The sequence below is a fragment of the Streptomyces sp. NBC_01591 genome, assembly GCF_035918155.1.
Lineage (GTDB): Bacteria > Actinomycetota > Actinomycetes > Streptomycetales > Streptomycetaceae > Streptomyces.
The window spans coordinates 4,676,414-4,692,992 of record NZ_CP109327.1; the positions used below are offsets into that span (position 1 = coordinate 4,676,414).

General features: G+C 66.1%; 9 protein-coding genes and 3 rRNA genes. 6 read left to right on the top strand and 6 right to left on the bottom strand.

The window, feature by feature from the left end; all coding sequences use genetic code 11:
• Window positions 1–61: 61 nt before the first annotated feature.
• Entirely contained in the window at window positions 62–964 is a 903-nt protein-coding gene (locus OG978_RS21765) for a TetR/AcrR family transcriptional regulator (protein WP_326766821.1), read from the bottom strand.
• Window positions 965–1,304: 340 nt separating this feature from the next.
• Here OG978_RS21765 and OG978_RS21770 point away from each other — a divergent pair, with 340 nt between their 5' ends.
• Both OG978_RS21770 and OG978_RS21775 read left to right on the top strand, forming a co-directional pair.
• Complete coding sequence (locus OG978_RS21770) at window positions 1,305–2,783, top strand: NAD(P)/FAD-dependent oxidoreductase (protein WP_326766822.1); 1,479 nt, start codon at window positions 1,305–1,307, stop codon at window positions 2,781–2,783.
• A gap of 187 nt (window positions 2,784–2,970) precedes the next feature.
• Entirely contained in the window at window positions 2,971–4,776 is a 1,806-nt protein-coding gene (locus tag OG978_RS21775; protein WP_326766823.1) for a SpoIIE family protein phosphatase, read from the top strand.
• 29 nt (window positions 4,777–4,805) lie between these two features.
• On the opposite strand, the gene OG978_RS21780 is transcribed toward OG978_RS21775, so the two are convergent.
• Window positions 4,806–6,122, bottom strand: coding sequence for an MFS transporter (locus tag OG978_RS21780; protein ID WP_326770115.1), 1,317 nt, complete (start codon window positions 6,120–6,122; stop codon window positions 4,806–4,808).
• Window positions 6,123–6,277: 155 nt separating this feature from the next.
• Here OG978_RS21780 and OG978_RS21785 point away from each other — a divergent pair, with 155 nt between their 5' ends.
• From OG978_RS21785 to rrf, 4 genes are all read left to right on the top strand, one after another.
• A complete protein-coding gene (locus tag OG978_RS21785; protein WP_072488604.1) occupies window positions 6,278–6,835 on the top strand; it encodes a MarR family winged helix-turn-helix transcriptional regulator in 558 nt (185 codons plus the stop codon).
• Window positions 6,836–7,518: 683 nt separating this feature from the next.
• A 16S ribosomal RNA gene (locus OG978_RS21790) occupies window positions 7,519–9,044 on the top strand.
• Window positions 9,045–9,342: 298 nt separating this feature from the next.
• Window positions 9,343–12,468 (top strand): 23S ribosomal RNA (locus tag OG978_RS21795).
• 77 nt (window positions 12,469–12,545) lie between these two features.
• Window positions 12,546–12,662: ribosomal RNA gene (rrf, locus tag OG978_RS21800) — 5S ribosomal RNA — on the top strand.
• The 16S, 23S and 5S rRNA genes sit together here, the layout of an rRNA operon.
• Window positions 12,663–12,745: 83 nt before the next feature.
• Here rrf and OG978_RS21805 read toward each other — a convergent pair.
• From OG978_RS21805 to OG978_RS21820, 4 genes are read right to left on the bottom strand one after another with little or no spacing between them, the layout of a single operon-like run.
• Window positions 12,746–13,411, bottom strand: a complete 666-nt coding sequence (locus tag OG978_RS21805; protein ID WP_326766824.1) for a response regulator transcription factor — start codon at window positions 13,409–13,411, stop codon at window positions 12,746–12,748.
• Window positions 13,408–14,748, bottom strand: coding sequence for a sensor histidine kinase (locus OG978_RS21810; protein ID WP_442817725.1), 1,341 nt, complete (start codon window positions 14,746–14,748; stop codon window positions 13,408–13,410). The genes OG978_RS21805 and OG978_RS21810 overlap by 4 nt, the downstream gene beginning before the upstream one ends.
• A complete protein-coding gene (locus OG978_RS21815) occupies window positions 14,745–15,563 on the bottom strand; it encodes an ABC transporter permease (RefSeq protein ID WP_326766826.1) in 819 nt (272 codons plus the stop codon). The genes OG978_RS21810 and OG978_RS21815 overlap by 4 nt, the downstream gene beginning before the upstream one ends.
• A complete protein-coding gene (locus OG978_RS21820) occupies window positions 15,560–16,510 on the bottom strand; it encodes an ATP-binding cassette domain-containing protein (protein WP_326766827.1) in 951 nt (316 codons plus the stop codon). The genes OG978_RS21815 and OG978_RS21820 overlap by 4 nt, the downstream gene beginning before the upstream one ends.
• Window positions 16,511–16,579: the final 69 nt, after the last annotated feature.

A 16,579-nucleotide genomic window follows, 5' to 3' on the forward strand; every position in this document is an offset into this window, starting at 1 on the left:
GAAGAACCGCAGGCAGCACGCCGGGCGCAGCAGCACACGCCACTGCGCCCGCGCACTCTGCTCAGGCGACCGGCCGGGAGCGCAGCCCCTCCAGCAGGATGTCCAGGAGCCGGCTCGAAGCGGCGGCCTGCTGGGCCGCGTCGGGCAGCGAAGGCGCCGCCGTCGCTATCACCAGCAGTACGTCCGCGACCGTCACGTCGCGGCGCAGCTCACCGGCTGCCCGTGCCCGGTCCACCAGGTGGCCGACCACCTCCAACAGCTCTCCGGCTCCCGTGTCGTCGTCCTCGATACCGGTCTCCGCGGCGGAACGCTCCTCGGCCGGCCGGAGGTCGGCCTGGTCCGCGCCCTGCCGCTGCTGAGGCACCCGGACCTCGTCCCGACCGCTGCCCGATGCCGAGCCCGATATGGTCACCGACTCCCCGACCACCGTCGAGCCGTCGCCCTCGGAATCGACGCCGACCCGCAGCACCTGGGGCGGCAGCAGCCGCCCCGCGCCCGAGGCCACGGACGTCCGCAGGAAGCGCGACAGCGCCGACCACGGCTCGTCCTCCTGACCGAGCGCGGTCCGGGCCTGGTCCGTCAGCCGGGAGGTCTCTTCCTCGGCTATCCGCCGGACCAGCACGTCCTTGCTCGGGAAGCGCCGGTACACCGTGCCGACGCCGACTCTGGCGCGACGCGCCACGTCCTCCATCGGAGCCCCGTATCCCAGCTCGCCGAACACCTCGCGCGCGGCTCGCAGGACATGTTCCAGATTGCGCTGTGCGTCCACGCGAAGCGGAGTCGAGCGGCCGTTGGCCCCGGCCGCTCCATTCGCCCCGTTCGCACCGTTGGCTCCGACCGTGCCGACCGAACTCGTCGGCGCCACCGTCCCGACCGTTCCCACCGCTCCGTTTCGTCCTGTTCCGTCGGACGAATGGGACGGAACCGCAGCAGCAGTCTGCCAATGAGAATCCTGAATGTGCATAACTGTTCCCCCGGTAATGACGTCTCCCCCCGGAGACTTCCCGCCGTTTGAGCCGGGGAGTGGATCATGGTCCCCACCCGACACCCCGACGACATACGAACATAGTTGAGCCCGGCTCAATTCAGAAGGGGGTAGTTCCGCACGGAGCGCCCCCCGACCGGCGCAAGGACCGGTTGGTCACTGATTCGGCCCCCGGCCGGCACCCCCACCTCAACCCCTGACCTGCGCAGCTTGCGTATCACCGCCGAGTCCCGCGACAACCGCACATCCAGAACCTCCGGTCACACAATTTGCCGAGGCTGTGGACAAACTCTTGAGCGCGTTGCGTCATGGGGTGGTGATGGCTTCAGATTCCGGGGGAACACCCCCCGGCCCCCCACCGGGTGTGCGCATTCTCGTCATCGGTGGCGGCTACGTCGGGATGTACACAGCGCTGCGTCTCCAGCGCAAGCTGAAGCAGAGACTCAGAAGCGGTGAGGCCGAGATCGTGGTCGTCACCCCCGAGCCTTATATGACGTATCAGCCGTTCCTGCCCGAAGCGGCCGCCGGCTCGATCTCACCGCGCCATGTCGTCGTGCCGCTCCGCCGCGTCCTCGCGCACTGCAAGATCGTGATCGGCGAGGCGCAGTCCATCGACCACGCCAAGCACACGGCCACCGTCACCACCCTCGCCACGGGGGAGGACGGCACCGGCGCGGTCGAGATCCCGTACGACGAACTCGTCCTCGCCCCAGGCTCCGTCTCGCGCACCCTCCCCGTCCCCGGCCTCGCCGACCACGGCATCGGCTTCAAGACCGTCGAGGAGGCCATCGGCCTGCGCAACCACGTCATCGAGCAGATGGACATCGCCTCCGCCACCCGCGACCCCGCCATCCGCGACGCCGCGCTCACCTTCGTCGTCGTCGGCGGCGGATACGCGGGCGTCGAGGCCCTCGCCGAGCTGGAGGACATGGCCCGCTACACCTCGCGGTACTACCACAACATCAAGGCCGAGGACCTGAAGTGGATCCTCGTCGAGGCGTCCGGCCGCATCCTTCCCGAGGTCGGCGAGGAGATGGGCACCTACGCCATCCGTGAGCTGCGCGGCCGCAACATCGACGTACGCCTCGACACCCGGCTGGAGTCCTGCGAGGACCGGATCGCCGTCCTGAGCGACGGTTCCCGGTTCCCGACCCGCACCCTCGTGTGGACCGCGGGCGTCAAACCCGCGCCGGTCCTCGCCGCGACCGACCTGCCGCTCAACGAACGCGGCAGGCTCAGGTGCACGGCGGAACTCGCCGTCGAGGGCGTCGAGCATGCCTGGGCCGCCGGGGACGCCGCGGCCGTACCCGACCTGGCCGCCGCGGAACCGGGCAAGGAGACCGCCCCCAACGCCCAGCACGCGGTGCGCCAGGCCAAGGTCCTCGCCGAGAACATCCTCGCGTCGATCGCCGGAGAGCCCCTCAAGGAGTACCGGCACAGCTACGCGGGCTCCGTCGCCTCGCTCGGCCTCCACAAGGGCGTCGCCCATGTCTACGGCCGTAAGCTCAAGGGCTATCCGGCCTGGCTGATGCACCGTACGTACCACCTCAGCCGTGTCCCGACGTTCAACCGGAAGGCCCGTGTCCTTGCCGAATGGACCCTCGCCGGGCTCTTCAAGCGCGAGATCGTCTCCCTCGGTTCGCTGGAACACCCGCGCGCCGAGTTCGAGCTCGCCGCAGGCGGCAGACGCCCCGGGCCGAACGGACCGCCGAACCCGCACACCCCTCCGGGACCCGGCAACTCGCCGGGGCCGGGTGTCCCCTCCGGGCCCGACGGCCCGCCGGGGAACGGCGGCTGACGAGCCGTCGACCCGCCCATGCGCCCGCCCGGGGGCGGGCCGTACCGACGACTGTCAGTACGGTCCGCCACACTGGACGTGTGACCATAGGTGGGCCCACATCTGCACAGAGTGACCCGGCCGGCAGTGACCGACAGCGAGCAGGCCGCAAGAGCGGACCAGACCGACACACGAGGCCAGAAATTCCGTGAACTTCACGCGCTGGAGCGCCCGCCTACCCGGAACGCAGCGCCGCGCCGCCGCACGGGACGACCGCAGTTCCGTGCCCCCGGCCCGCGCCGAGTACGCACAGCCCGAGACCGGGCCCCGCCCGCCGGACGGCGACACGCACAGCGACACGCACGGCGGGACGAGTCACGATCCGCAGGACGACTCGCGCGGGGCGGTTCCCCTGCCGGGCGGCCCCGGCCCGGAGGATCTCTCCGCCCGGGACATCCTCGGCCAGCTGCCCGCCCTGGTGGCCCTGGTGTACGGCCCCGACCACCGGATCGCCTACGTCAACGACGCCTACGCCGCCGCCTTCGGGCCCCGCCCGGCCGGCGCCACCGCCGCCGAGGCCATGCCCGAGCTCGACGAGCTCAGCCTGCTGCCCCTCATGGACCAGGTCCTGCGCAGCGGCACCCCCCGCACGGTCAAGTCCCGCAAGGCCCGCAGCGGCAATTCGTACACCGTGACCTGCACCCCGGTGCACCGGGACACGGAGAACGAAGGCGAGGGCGACGACGGCGGCCCCGAAAAGCCGAACAGGACCAGCAAGACCAACAAGAGCAGCAGGAGCAACAAGGGCAGGGGCAGAGGGGGCGAGGGCGGCGTGCTCGTGTACGCCGCCGATGTCACCGACCACGCCGAAGCGGCCGAACGGCTCCGCGCCAGCGAGCGCCGCCACCGCGAAACGGCCGTCACCCTCCAGCGTTCCCTGCTCCCTCAGGAGCTGGAGCAGCCCGACGACCTCCGGATCGCCGCCACCTACCAGCCCGGCGGGACGGACGCCGCGGTCGGTGGCGACTGGTACGACGTCATCACCCTCGGCGCGGGCCGCACCGCCCTGGTCATCGGGGACGTGATGGGCCGGGGGGTGCGAGCCGCCGCCGTCATGGGCCAGCTCCGTACGGCCGTACGCGCCTACGCCCGCCTCGACCTCCCGCCGCACGAGGTGCTTCAGCTCCTGGACGGTCTCGCCGCCGAGATCGACGCCAGCCAGATCGCCACCTGCGCCTATGCGGTCCACGACCCCAACGAGGGCCGGCTCGTCTACGCCTCGGCCGGCCACCTCCCGATCCTGGTGTGCGACGAGGACGGCACGGTCCACCGCGCCGAGGACCCGACGGGACCGCCGCTCGGCACCGGAGGCTGGATCCACACCTCGGGCACGATCGCGCTGCCGCCCGGTTCCACCGCCGTCCTCTACACGGACGGCCTGGTGGAGCGCCGCAGCGAGGACATCGACGAGGGCGTCGCCGCGCTGGAACGGGCCCTCTCCGGCGCCAAGGGTTCACCCCAGGTGGTCTGCGACCGGCTGATCCGCTCCCTGGGCGTCACCGCGGAACACGACGACGACGTGGCCGTGCTGGTGGTCCAGCACCCCGCCCGCACGGGGGCGAACGCGGAGCTGTTCCACAACGCCTCGCTCGATCTCCTCGGCGGCATCGAAGCGGCCCCGCGCGCCCGCGCCTTCGCGACCGGCGTCCTGACGTCCTGGCGATTCCCGGTCGAGCTCTGCGACCTGGGTGTCCTGGCCGCCGGTGAACTCGTCGCGAACTCCCTCAAGCACGGCACCCCGCCGATGCGGCTGGGCCTGCGACGTACCGACCGTCGCCTGATCATCGAGGTGACCGACGGAGACGACCACCTGCCGCGCCGCCGCCGGGCCGACCCGGCGGACGAAGCGGGCCGCGGCATCTCCATCGTCGCGACGATCGCCTCGTCCTGGGGGAGCCGTCGCACACCGGGCGGCGGCAAAGCGGTCTGGTGCGAATTCGCCCTGCCGCAGTGAGGGCCCTGCCGAGGACAGGGCCCGGCCGCTCAGCGCGCGGCGGCAGCCGCGGAGGCGGAGGCGGCAGCGGAGCCGGGCTCGGCATCGGGCAGTGACACGGCCACCACCCTGGAAGGCACCGTCTCCAGCGAAGGCTGGTCCTGTACGGGGGTGAGCTGTCGGCCGAGCCGCAGCGCCAGCGCCGTGATGCCCAGCGAGAACAGCACGAACGTCACGATGTACGGCCCGTGCAGCGTCGCCCCCATAGGCCCGCCCACGGCCGGACCGACCGCCAGCGCGAGCTGCTTGCACAGGGCGAACGCGGAGTTGTACTGCCCGACCATCGACTCCGGCGCCAGATCGGCCACCAGCGGGGCCACGGTCGGCGACAGCATCGACTCACCGAGTCCGAACAGTGCGTACGTGGAGATCATCGCGGCCGTCGCCATGGTCTGGCTGCCGTGCCCGAGCCCCGCGTATCCCGCCACGATCCAGGCGAACGCCCAGATCAGACCGACCGAGGCGATGACCCGGCTGCGCCTGCGGCGCTCGACGAACCGCAGCACGACGAACTGCGCCACGACGATGACGGCGGTGTTGGCGGCCAGCGCGATCCCGAGCGTCGACGGCTGCATCCCGGCAGCCTCGGTGCCGTATGCCGCGAGCCCGGACTCGAACTGTCCGTAGCAGGCGAAGAACAGCACGAAGCCCAGCACGCACAGCTGCACCATGGCCCGGTGCGAGAGCAGCGCCCGCAGCCCGCCCGGCGCCTTGGACCCGTCGGTCGGCCTGGCGTCCGAGAAGGACGGCGCACGGGACAGCCGCACCGTGGAGGCGATGACACCGAGCACGACGAACATCGCGGCCTCGATGAGGAACAGCAGGGTGAAGGTCTCCGGCCGGTTCGTGTCGACGATCTGCCCGCCGACGAGCCCGCCGACACCGAGCCCGAGGTTCTGCAGGAAGAACTGCATGGCGAAGGCGCGCGTACGGGTGGCGGTGCTGGAGCACCACACAAGCATGGTGGCGAGCGCCGGCTGCATGACCGCCGTACCAGCGCCGAGGACCGCGGCCGACAGCACGGAGGCGGTCACGCCCGACGACAGACCTAGGGCGACAGCGCCCAGGGAAGCGACGGCCGAGGCGACGACGAGCACGGGCAGTGGCCCGCGCCGGTCGATGGCCCGCCCGGTGAACGGCAGAACGGCCAGCGCCGCCATGGCGAAGACCGCCAGTACGACTCCCGCGGTGCCAGCACCAAGATCACGTACCTGTGCCACGTAGACGTACAGATACGGAACGGTGAACCCCAGCCCGAACGCGCTCAGCGCGCTCCCCAGCTGGATCCGCCGCAGTGCTGCACCCATCTCCCTGGTCACACTCACCTACCTCAAGGTCTCGAAGCGACATGTCGAGCCATCCGAACGACTCGAACCCGAAGACTTTAGCATTAAAGTTAGAACATCAACAATACAGCTCGAAGGACTTCGATGGCTTTGGAGGGCGTGCCATACTGCCCGCCATGCCTGACACCACCGAGCAGCCCGGACCACAGGAGCCGAGCCTCGACGAGCAGATCGCCGCCTACCAGCGCGAATTCCGGGACCTGGATCCCCAGGTCGAGCAGGTCGTCTCGGCCCTGGGTCGGCTGAACCGCCGGATGAACGTGGCGTACGGACGCCAGCTCGCCGCCCTCGGCATCAGCAACGCCGAGTGGGAGGTCCTCAAAACCCTGGTCCTGGCCGGCTCCCCGTACCGCCTGGGTCCGGGAGAGCTGGCCAAGCGCCTGGGCCTCACCCCGGCGGCGATGACCCACCGCATCGACCGCATGGCGGGCGAGGGCCTGGTCACCCGCGACCGGGACGAGAACAACCGGGTGCGCGTGATCGTCGAGCTGACCGACGAGGGCCGTACGAAGTGGCTGGAGGCGATGCGCATGGCCACCGACTTCGAGGAGGACCTGCTCCAGGACCTCACGGGTGATGAACGCGGAGGCCTCGGCGACATGCTGATCCGCCTCCTGCGTCGCGTGGAGCACGCCCAGCCGGACGCCGGCGGCCGCCTCACGGACCTGGACTGAACCCGTGTCCGACACGTGGGAAAAGGGCTTGACCTGGCGAGGTTGACACACCCCACCTCGATCCGTAAGGTTCTTCGAGTTGTCACGGAGCCGGAAACGGTTCTGCGACAGCCGATCCCGCCGCGAATGCGGCAACCAAACTCAGCACGATCTCCCATTCGGGGCAATTTCGGCATGCCGAAATTGATTTCGAAGACTCGATTATGAGTCGCCGGGAAAATCCGCTAGAGTTCGGACGTCGGAACGGCCCAACGGCCGGGAAGACAAACCCCGCTGACTGGGAATCAGGCCCGAAAGGATCTGATAGAGTCGGACTCGCCGGAAGGGGAAACGCGAAAGCGAAGAACTGGAAAGCGAAGCAGGGCCCGCTTCGACCGGGAATCGGACACGAAAGAGTCTGATAGAGTCGGAAACGCAAGACCGAAGGGAAAAGCCCGGAGGAAAGCCCGAGAGGGTGAGTACAAAGGAAGCGTCCGTTCCTTGAGAACTCAACAGCGTGCCAAAAGTCAACGCCAGATATGTTGATACCCCGGCCTGCTTCGGCAGGTTGGAGGTTCCTTTGAAAGTCCTACGGGGTCACTGACCCGGTAGGCAATTACACAGCGAGGACGCTGTGAACGACCGGTCTTATTCCGTCCGGTCGTTCCGCTCTCGTGTTGTGTTGTCCCGATCACGGGAAAACATTCACGGAGAGTTTGATCCTGGCTCAGGACGAACGCTGGCGGCGTGCTTAACACATGCAAGTCGAACGATGAAGCCCTTCGGGGTGGATTAGTGGCGAACGGGTGAGTAACACGTGGGCAATCTGCCCTTCACTCTGGGACAAGCCCTGGAAACGGGGTCTAATACCGGATAACACTCTGTCCCGCATGGGACGGGGTTGAAAGCTCCGGCGGTGAAGGATGAGCCCGCGGCCTATCAGCTTGTTGGTGGGGTGATGGCCTACCAAGGCGACGACGGGTAGCCGGCCTGAGAGGGCGACCGGCCACACTGGGACTGAGACACGGCCCAGACTCCTACGGGAGGCAGCAGTGGGGAATATTGCACAATGGGCGAAAGCCTGATGCAGCGACGCCGCGTGAGGGATGACGGCCTTCGGGTTGTAAACCTCTTTCAGCAGGGAAGAAGCGAGAGTGACGGTACCTGCAGAAGAAGCGCCGGCTAACTACGTGCCAGCAGCCGCGGTAATACGTAGGGCGCAAGCGTTGTCCGGAATTATTGGGCGTAAAGAGCTCGTAGGCGGCTTGTTGCGTCGGTTGTGAAAGCCCGGGGCTTAACCCCGGGTCTGCAGTCGATACGGGCAGGCTAGAGTGTGGTAGGGGAGATCGGAATTCCTGGTGTAGCGGTGAAATGCGCAGATATCAGGAGGAACACCGGTGGCGAAGGCGGATCTCTGGGCCATTACTGACGCTGAGGAGCGAAAGCGTGGGGAGCGAACAGGATTAGATACCCTGGTAGTCCACGCCGTAAACGTTGGGAACTAGGTGTTGGCGACATTCCACGTCGTCGGTGCCGCAGCTAACGCATTAAGTTCCCCGCCTGGGGAGTACGGCCGCAAGGCTAAAACTCAAAGGAATTGACGGGGGCCCGCACAAGCAGCGGAGCATGTGGCTTAATTCGACGCAACGCGAAGAACCTTACCAAGGCTTGACATACACCGGAAAGCATCAGAGATGGTGCCCCCCTTGTGGTCGGTGTACAGGTGGTGCATGGCTGTCGTCAGCTCGTGTCGTGAGATGTTGGGTTAAGTCCCGCAACGAGCGCAACCCTTGTTCTGTGTTGCCAGCATGCCCTTCGGGGTGATGGGGACTCACAGGAGACTGCCGGGGTCAACTCGGAGGAAGGTGGGGACGACGTCAAGTCATCATGCCCCTTATGTCTTGGGCTGCACACGTGCTACAATGGCCGGTACAATGAGCTGCGATGCCGCGAGGCGGAGCGAATCTCAAAAAGCCGGTCTCAGTTCGGATTGGGGTCTGCAACTCGACCCCATGAAGTCGGAGTTGCTAGTAATCGCAGATCAGCATTGCTGCGGTGAATACGTTCCCGGGCCTTGTACACACCGCCCGTCACGTCACGAAAGTCGGTAACACCCGAAGCCGGTGGCCCAACCCCTTGTGGGAGGGAGCTGTCGAAGGTGGGACTGGCGATTGGGACGAAGTCGTAACAAGGTAGCCGTACCGGAAGGTGCGGCTGGATCACCTCCTTTCTAAGGAGCACTTCTCACCAGGCTTGCCTGGTCAGAGGCCACTACGTCGGCAAATGTCCGACGGTGGTTGCTCATGGGTGGAACGTTGACTATTCGGCACGGTTCTTCAGGGATCATTAGTACTGCTTCGGCGTGGAACATGAATTCTGGGGGATCGGGTCGGGCACGTTGTTGGGTATCTGAGGGTACGGCCGTATGGTCGCCTTCAGTTGCCGGCCCCAGTGAACCTGTTCTTCGGAGCGGGGTGATGGGTGGCTGGTCGTTGTTTGAGAACTGCACAGTGGACGCGAGCATCTGTGGCCAAGTTTTTAAGGGCGCACGGTGGATGCCTTGGCACCAGGAACCGATGAAGGACGTGGGAGGCCACGATAGGCCCCGGGGAGCTGTCAACCGAGCTTTGATCCGGGGGTGTCCGAATGGGGAAACCCGGCAGTCGTCATGGGCTGTCACCCGCTGCTGAACACATAGGCAGTGTGGAGGGAACGAGGGGAAGTGAAACATCTCAGTACCCTCAGGAAGAGAAAACAACCGTGATTCCGGGAGTAGTGGCGAGCGAAACTGGATGAGGCCAAACCGTATGCGTGTGATACCCGGCAGGGGTTGCGCATGCGGGGTTGTGGGATCTCTCTTTCACGGTCTGCCGGCCGTGAGACGAGTCAGAAACCGTTGATGTAGGCGAAGGACATGCGAAAGGTCCGGCGTAGAGGGTAAGACCCCCGTAGCTGAAACATTGACGGCTCGTTTGAGAGACACCCAAGTAGCACGGGGCCCGAGAAATCCCGTGTGAATCTGGCGGGACCACCCGCTAAGCCTAAATATTCCCTGGTGACCGATAGCGGATAGTACCGTGAGGGAATGGTGAAAAGTACCGCGGGAGCGGAGTGAAATAGTACCTGAAACCGTGTGCCTACAAGCCGTGGGAGCGTCGCTGTATGTGCTTGCACATGCAGTCGTGACTGCGTGCCTTTTGAAGAATGAGCCTGCGAGTTTGCGGTGTGTTGCGAGGTTAACCCGTGTGGGGAAGCCGTAGCGAAAGCGAGTCCGAACAGGGCGTTTCAGTAGCACGCTCAAGACCCGAAGCGGAGTGATCTAGCCATGGGCAGGTTGAAGCGGAGGTAAGACTTCGTGGAGGACCGAACCCACCAGGGTTGAAAACCTGGGGGATGACCTGTGGTTAGGGGTGAAAGGCCAATCAAACTCCGTGATAGCTGGTTCTCCCCGAAATGCATTTAGGTGCAGCGTCGTGTGTTTCTTGCCGGAGGTAGAGCACTGGATAGGCGATGGGCCCTACCGGGTTACTGACCTTAGCCAAACTCCGAATGCCGGTAAGTGAGAGCACGGCAGTGAGACTGTGGGGGATAAGCTCCATGGTCGAGAGGGAAACAGCCCAGAGCATCGACTAAGGCCCCTAAGCGTACGCTAAGTGGGAAAGGATGTGGAGTCGCAGAGACAACCAGGAGGTTGGCTTAGAAGCAGCCACCCTTGAAAGAGTGCGTAATAGCTCACTGGTCAAGTGATTCCGCGCCGACAATGTAGCGGGGCTCAAGCGTACCGCCGAAGTCGTGTCATTCGTACATGTATCCCCAACGGGAGTACGGATGGGTAGGGGAGCGTCGTGTGCCGGGTGAAGCAGCCGCGGAAGCGAGTTGTGGACGGTTCACGAGTGAGAATGCAGGCATGAGTAGCGATACACACGTGAGAAACGTGTGCGCCGATTGACTAAGGGTTCCTGGGTCAAGCTGATCTGCCCAGGGTAAGTCGGGACCTAAGGCGAGGCCGACAGGCGTAGTCGATGGACAACCGGTTGATATTCCGGTACCCGCTTTGAAACGCCCAGTACTGAGCCCATTAATGCTAAGTCCGTGAAGCCGGCCCGATCTCTTCGGAGTTGAGGGTAGTGGTGGAGCCGATGAACCAAGGTGGTAGTAGGTAAGCGATGGGGTGACGCAGGAAGGTAGTCCAGCCCGGGCGGTGGTTGTCCCGGGGTAAGGGTGTAGGACGCACGGTAGGTAAATCCGTCGTGCACATAGTCTGAGACCTGATGCCGAGCCGATTGTGGTGAAGTGGATGATCCTATGCTGTCGAGAAAAGCCTCTAGCGAGTTTCATGGCGGCCCGTACCCTAAACCGACTCAGGTGGTCAGGTAGAGAATACCGAGGCGTTCGGGTGAACTATGGTTAAGGAACTCGGCAAAATGCCCCCGTAACTTCGGGAGAAGGGGGGCCATCACTGGTGAGGAGACTTGCTCTCCGAGCTGGGGGTGGCCGCAGAGACCAGCGAGAAGCGACTGTTTACTAAAAACACAGGTCCGTGCGAAGCCGTAAGGCGATGTATACGGACTGACGCCTGCCCGGTGCTGGAACGTTAAGGGGACCGGTTAGCTGACTTTCGGGTCGGCGAAGCTGAGAACTTAAGCGCCAGTAAACGGCGGTGGTAACTATAACCATCCTAAGGTAGCGAAATTCCTTGTCGGGTAAGTTCCGACCTGCACGAATGGCGTAACGACTTCTCGACTGTCTCAACCATAGGCCCGGTGAAATTGCACTACGAGTAAAGATGCTCGTTTCGCGCAGCAGGACGGAAAGACCCCGGGACCTTTACTACAGTTTGATATTGGTGTTCGGTTCGGCTTGTGTAGGATAGGTGGGAGACTTTGAAGCGGCCACGCCAGTGGTTGTGGAGTCGTCGTTGAAATACCACTCTGGTCGTGCTGGATGTCTAACCTGGGTCCGTGATCCGGATCAGGGACAGTGTCTGATGGGTAGTTTAACTGGGGCGGTTGCCTCCTAAAGAGTAACGGAGGCGCCCAAAGGTTCCCTCAGCCTGGTTGGCAATCAGGTGTTGAGTGTAAGTGCACAAGGGAGCTTGACTGTGAGACCGACGGGTCGAGCAGGGACGAAAGTCGGGACTAGTGATCCGGCAGTGGCTTGTGGAAGCGCTGTCGCTCAACGGATAAAAGGTACCCCGGGGATAACAGGCTGATCTTCCCCAAGAGTCCATATCGACGGGATGGTTTGGCACCTCGATGTCGGCTCGTCGCATCCTGGGGCTGGAGTCGGTCCCAAGGGTTGGGCTGTTCGCCCATTAAAGCGGTACGCGAGCTGGGTTTAGAACGTCGTGAGACAGTTCGGTCCCTATCCGCTGCGCGCGTAGGAATATTGAGAAGGGCTGTCCCTAGTACGAGAGGACCGGGACGGACGAACCTCTGGTGTGCCAGTTGTTCTGCCAAGGGCATGGCTGGTTGGCTACGTTCGGAAAGGATAACCGCTGAAAGCATCTAAGCGGGAAGCCTGCTTCGAGATGAGTATTCCCACCCCCTTCGAGGGGTTAAGGCTCCCAGTAGACGACTGGGTTGATAGGCCAGATGTGGAAGCCCGGTAACGGGTGGAGCTGACTGGTACTAATAGGCCGAGGGCTTGTCCTCAGTTGCTCGCGTCCACTGTGTTAGTTCTGAAATAACGAACGGCCGTGTTTTTCCGGTGTTGGTTAATTTCATAGTGTTTCGGTGGTCATTGCGTTAGGGAAACGCCCGGTTACATTCCGAACCCGGAAGCTAAGCCTTTCAGCGCCGATGGTACTGCAGGGGGGACCCTGTGGGAGAGTAGGACGCCGCCGAACAATCATTGTGGAAAGCCCCGTGCCCTTGTGGCACGGGGCTTTTCTGCGTTCCGAGCGTTTTCTGCCGTTCTACCGGCCTGCTGTCAGGCGGGGGTGACCAGGTGGGTGTCGTACGCCAGGATGACCGCCTGGACGCGGTCACGGGATCCGGTCTTGGCGAGGATGCGCGTGACATGCGTCTTCACCGTTGATTCGGCGAGGTGGAGTCGTTCGGCGATCTCCGTGTTGGACCAGCCTTGGCCGATGACGGTGAGGATTTCCCGCTCCCTCTCGGTGAGGGACGCGATGCGTGCGTCCAGGGTCGCTGGGCCGCCGGGAACGCTCGGGAGATGCTGGACGTACGCGTCCAGAAGACGGCGGGTGAGGCTCGGGGCCACCACCGCGTCGCCGCCGGCCACGGCCCGGATGCCGGAGAGGAGCTCCTCCGGCAGCGCGTCCTTGATGAGGAAGCCGCTGGCGCCGGCGCGGAGGCCGTCGTACGCGTACCGGTCGAGGTCGAAGGTCGTGACGATGAGGACGCGGGTGCGGGCACCGGTCTTGACGATGCGGCGGGTGGCTTCGATGCCGTCCAGGAGCGGCATACGGATGTCCATCAGTGCGACGTCCGGCCGATGCTGCTGGACGAGGCCCAGGGCTTCGTGGCCGTTGCCGGCCTCGCCCACGACGGTCATGTCGTCCTGGCTCTCCAACAGCATGCGGAAGCCGAAACGTTGCATCGGCTGGTCGTCCGCGATGAGCACGGTCGTCACGAGGGTGTGTCCTCCAGAGGAAGTCGGAGTCGTACCTGCCAGCCGGTCACGGCCGCGGAGTCCGGCAGCGGGCCCGCTTCGAGTGTGCCGTCGTAGAGGGATGCCCGCTCGCGCATCCCGGTGATTCCCTGTCCGCCGCACTCGAGGCCGTGACGGGCGGCGGCGCCCGTGTCCGTGATGACGGCCTCCAGTTCGGTGGCCCGGTAGGTCAGAGTGACGTCTGCGGTCGGCGACGGGTCCGTGCCGCCGTGCTTCAGCGTATTCGTCAGAGCCTCCTGCACCACCCGATAGATCGTCAACTGCCGCCCCGCGGTGGGCGGGGCGGACGGGGGCGTGCCGCGGATGTGCAGGCGTACGGGGAGGCCCGCTGTCCGTACGCCGGTGAGGAGCTCGTCCATGTCGTCCAGGGTCGGCTGCGGGGTGCGGTCCGCCTCGGCGGGGTGGTCGCGCAGGACGCCGAGCAGACGGCGGAGTTCGGTAAGGGCCTGGCGGCTCGTGGTGCCGATGGCTTCGAGGGCCTGGGCGGCCCGTTCCGGGCTCTTGGCCGCCGCGTAGGCGCCGCCGTCCGCGAGGCCCGTGATGACGGACAGGTTGTGGCCGATGATGTCGTGCATCTCCCTGGCGATCCGGGTCCGTTCGGCGGCGGCCGCGAGCTGGGCCTGCTGGTCGCGTTCCAGCTCCAGCCGGTGGGCGCGGTCGACGAGGGCCTCGGTGTACTCCTTGCGGGTACGGACCACGATCCCGAGCAGCGCCGAGAGCGCGAACGCCCAGAGGTGGGGGACGGTCAGCGGGTCCCAGCTGTGCGGGTGGTGGACCGCGCCGGCCAGGAGCGGGGCGGCCACCAGGGCGCCCGCCCACGCCAGGGACCGACCGGGCAGTCGCAGCGCGATGTTGAAGACGACGATTTCCTGCAGGAAGGCGGCCTGGATGACGGCACCGGACCAGGCGTTCACCAGCGAGACCGGTGCCATGAACGCCAGCACGGCCAGGGGATGCGTACGTCGCCACAGCAGCGGTGCGGAGAAGGCCACGCTCATCAGCAGAACCAGTGTCCCGGACACATTCGGGTCGATGGCCACCGTGCGCCAGCCGCCCGAAGTGACGTCGAGTACGGCGAACAGGATCCAGGACGTGGTCAGCAGCCCGTCCCAGACCACAGGCCGTCGCACGTCGAATGCGCGGACGCGCTGGAGCAGGCGCTGGATGTGACCGGTGAGCGGGGTGGTTCCGGATGTGTTGCCGGATGTGGTGCCTGGGGCGTTGTGCCGGGCCTGAGCCCCGCTCTCGTCGTCGTTCGTCACATGTCCATCCTCGCGGCCCGCCGCCCCCGGGGTCATGCGTCTCGTCGACGCAGCAGCAGGGCGGCCGAGCCCAGGGCCGCCCCGGCCCACAGGCACAGGGCGAGCACGGCGCCGCCCACGGAGGCATCGCCCTCCAGCGGGGTTGCGGAGCCGAGGACGCCGGCCGCCTGGGTGGGGAAGTACTTGATGGCGCTCTCCACCACGTCGTACGGAAGCATGGAGAGGACCTCCGGCAGGATCAGCACGCCGCCGATGTAGGCGCCGATCGCCCCCGGCACCGAGCGGAGCAGGGCGCCGAGCCCGAGCGCGATCAGGCTGAGCAGGGTGATGCCCGCGGAGTTGCCGACGACCGCGCCGAACACGCCCGGGTCGCCGAGCGAGGCCGCCTGGTCGGTGTCGTGGAGGAAGAACTGCGCGACGAGGAAGGTGAGCAGGGAGGTCGTGAGCATGACGGCGAGGACCGTGACGGTGAAGACCGCCGCCTTCGCCCACAGGACCGGGAGCCTGCGGGGGACCGCGGCGAGCGAGGCGCGGATCAGGCCCGTCGAGTACTCGCCCGCGGTGACCAGGATGCCCAGGACCACGGTGCACAGCGTGCTGAGCAACGAGCCGTAGAGGACCAGGACCACGGTGTCGACGTCGGAGTCGCCGCCGTCGGAGGTGTACGTCGCGCCCATGGCCACGCCGACGGCGAGCATCAGGACGGACGCCGAGACCAGAGTGATCCAGGAGGAGCGCAGGGACCGGAGTTTGTGCCACTCGGAGCGCAGGACCCGGGCGGGTGTGACCCGGTACGGGCGCCTCTGGTCCGGGTGCGGTCGGTGGCCCGGGTGGGGGGCTTCGGTGGTCATGCGAGGACTCCGGTCGGTTCGGGGGCGGTGATCCGGTACTCGACCGACTCCTGGGTCAGGTCCATGAAGGCCTGCTCCAGGGAGACGGTCTGCGGGGTGAGTTCGTACAGCGGGATGGCGTGGGCGGCCGCGGTGCGGCCGATGTGTGCCGCGTCCGTGCCGCGGATCTCCAGCTCGTCGGCGGAAGCGGCCGGACCGGTGGTGATCTCGATGCTGATGTCGACGCCGGGCCCGGTGAGGAGGTCGCGCAGGGCCCGGGCCTGCGGTGTGACGACCTTGACCGAGGCGCCACCGGCCGTGGCGACGAGTTCGGCGACCGTGGTGTCGGCGAGGAGCCGGCCGCGGCCGACAATGATCAGGTGGTCGGCGGTGAGTGCCATCTCGCTCATCAGGTGCGAGGAGACCAGGACCGTACGGCCTTGCTGCGCAAGGGATTTGAGGAGGTTACGGATCCACAGCACGCCCTCCGGATCGAGGCCGTTGACGGGCTCGTCCAGGATGAGCGTTGCCGGGTCGCCGAGGAGCGCGGCGGCGATGCCGAGCCGTTGACCCATGCCGAGGGAGAAGCCCTTGATGCGTTTGTGGGCGACCGCGGTCAGCCCTGCCAGGTCGAGCACGTGCTCGACGCGGCTGCGCGGGATGCCGTGGGTGTGGGCCAGTGCCATGAGGTGGTTGAAGGCGGTGCGGCCGGGGTGGACGGAGCGGGCCTCCAGGAGCGCGCCGACCTCGGTGAGCGGTGCGCTGTGGGCGGCGTACGCCCGTCCGCCGATCGTCGAGCGGCCCCGGGTGGGCGCGTCCAGGCCGAGCAGCATGCGCATGGTCGTCGACTTCCCGGCGCCGTTCGGGCCGAGGAATCCGGTGACGGTGCCGGGCCGGACCGTGAAGTCGAGGCCCTGGACGACGGTGTTGTCCCCGTATTTCTTGGTGAGTTCGTATGCCCTGATCATGCCGTCGACGTTACGGAGCGGGCCCGAGGCAGGCGTCGGACCCGGGGCGGGACGTGGCGGTGTGCGTAG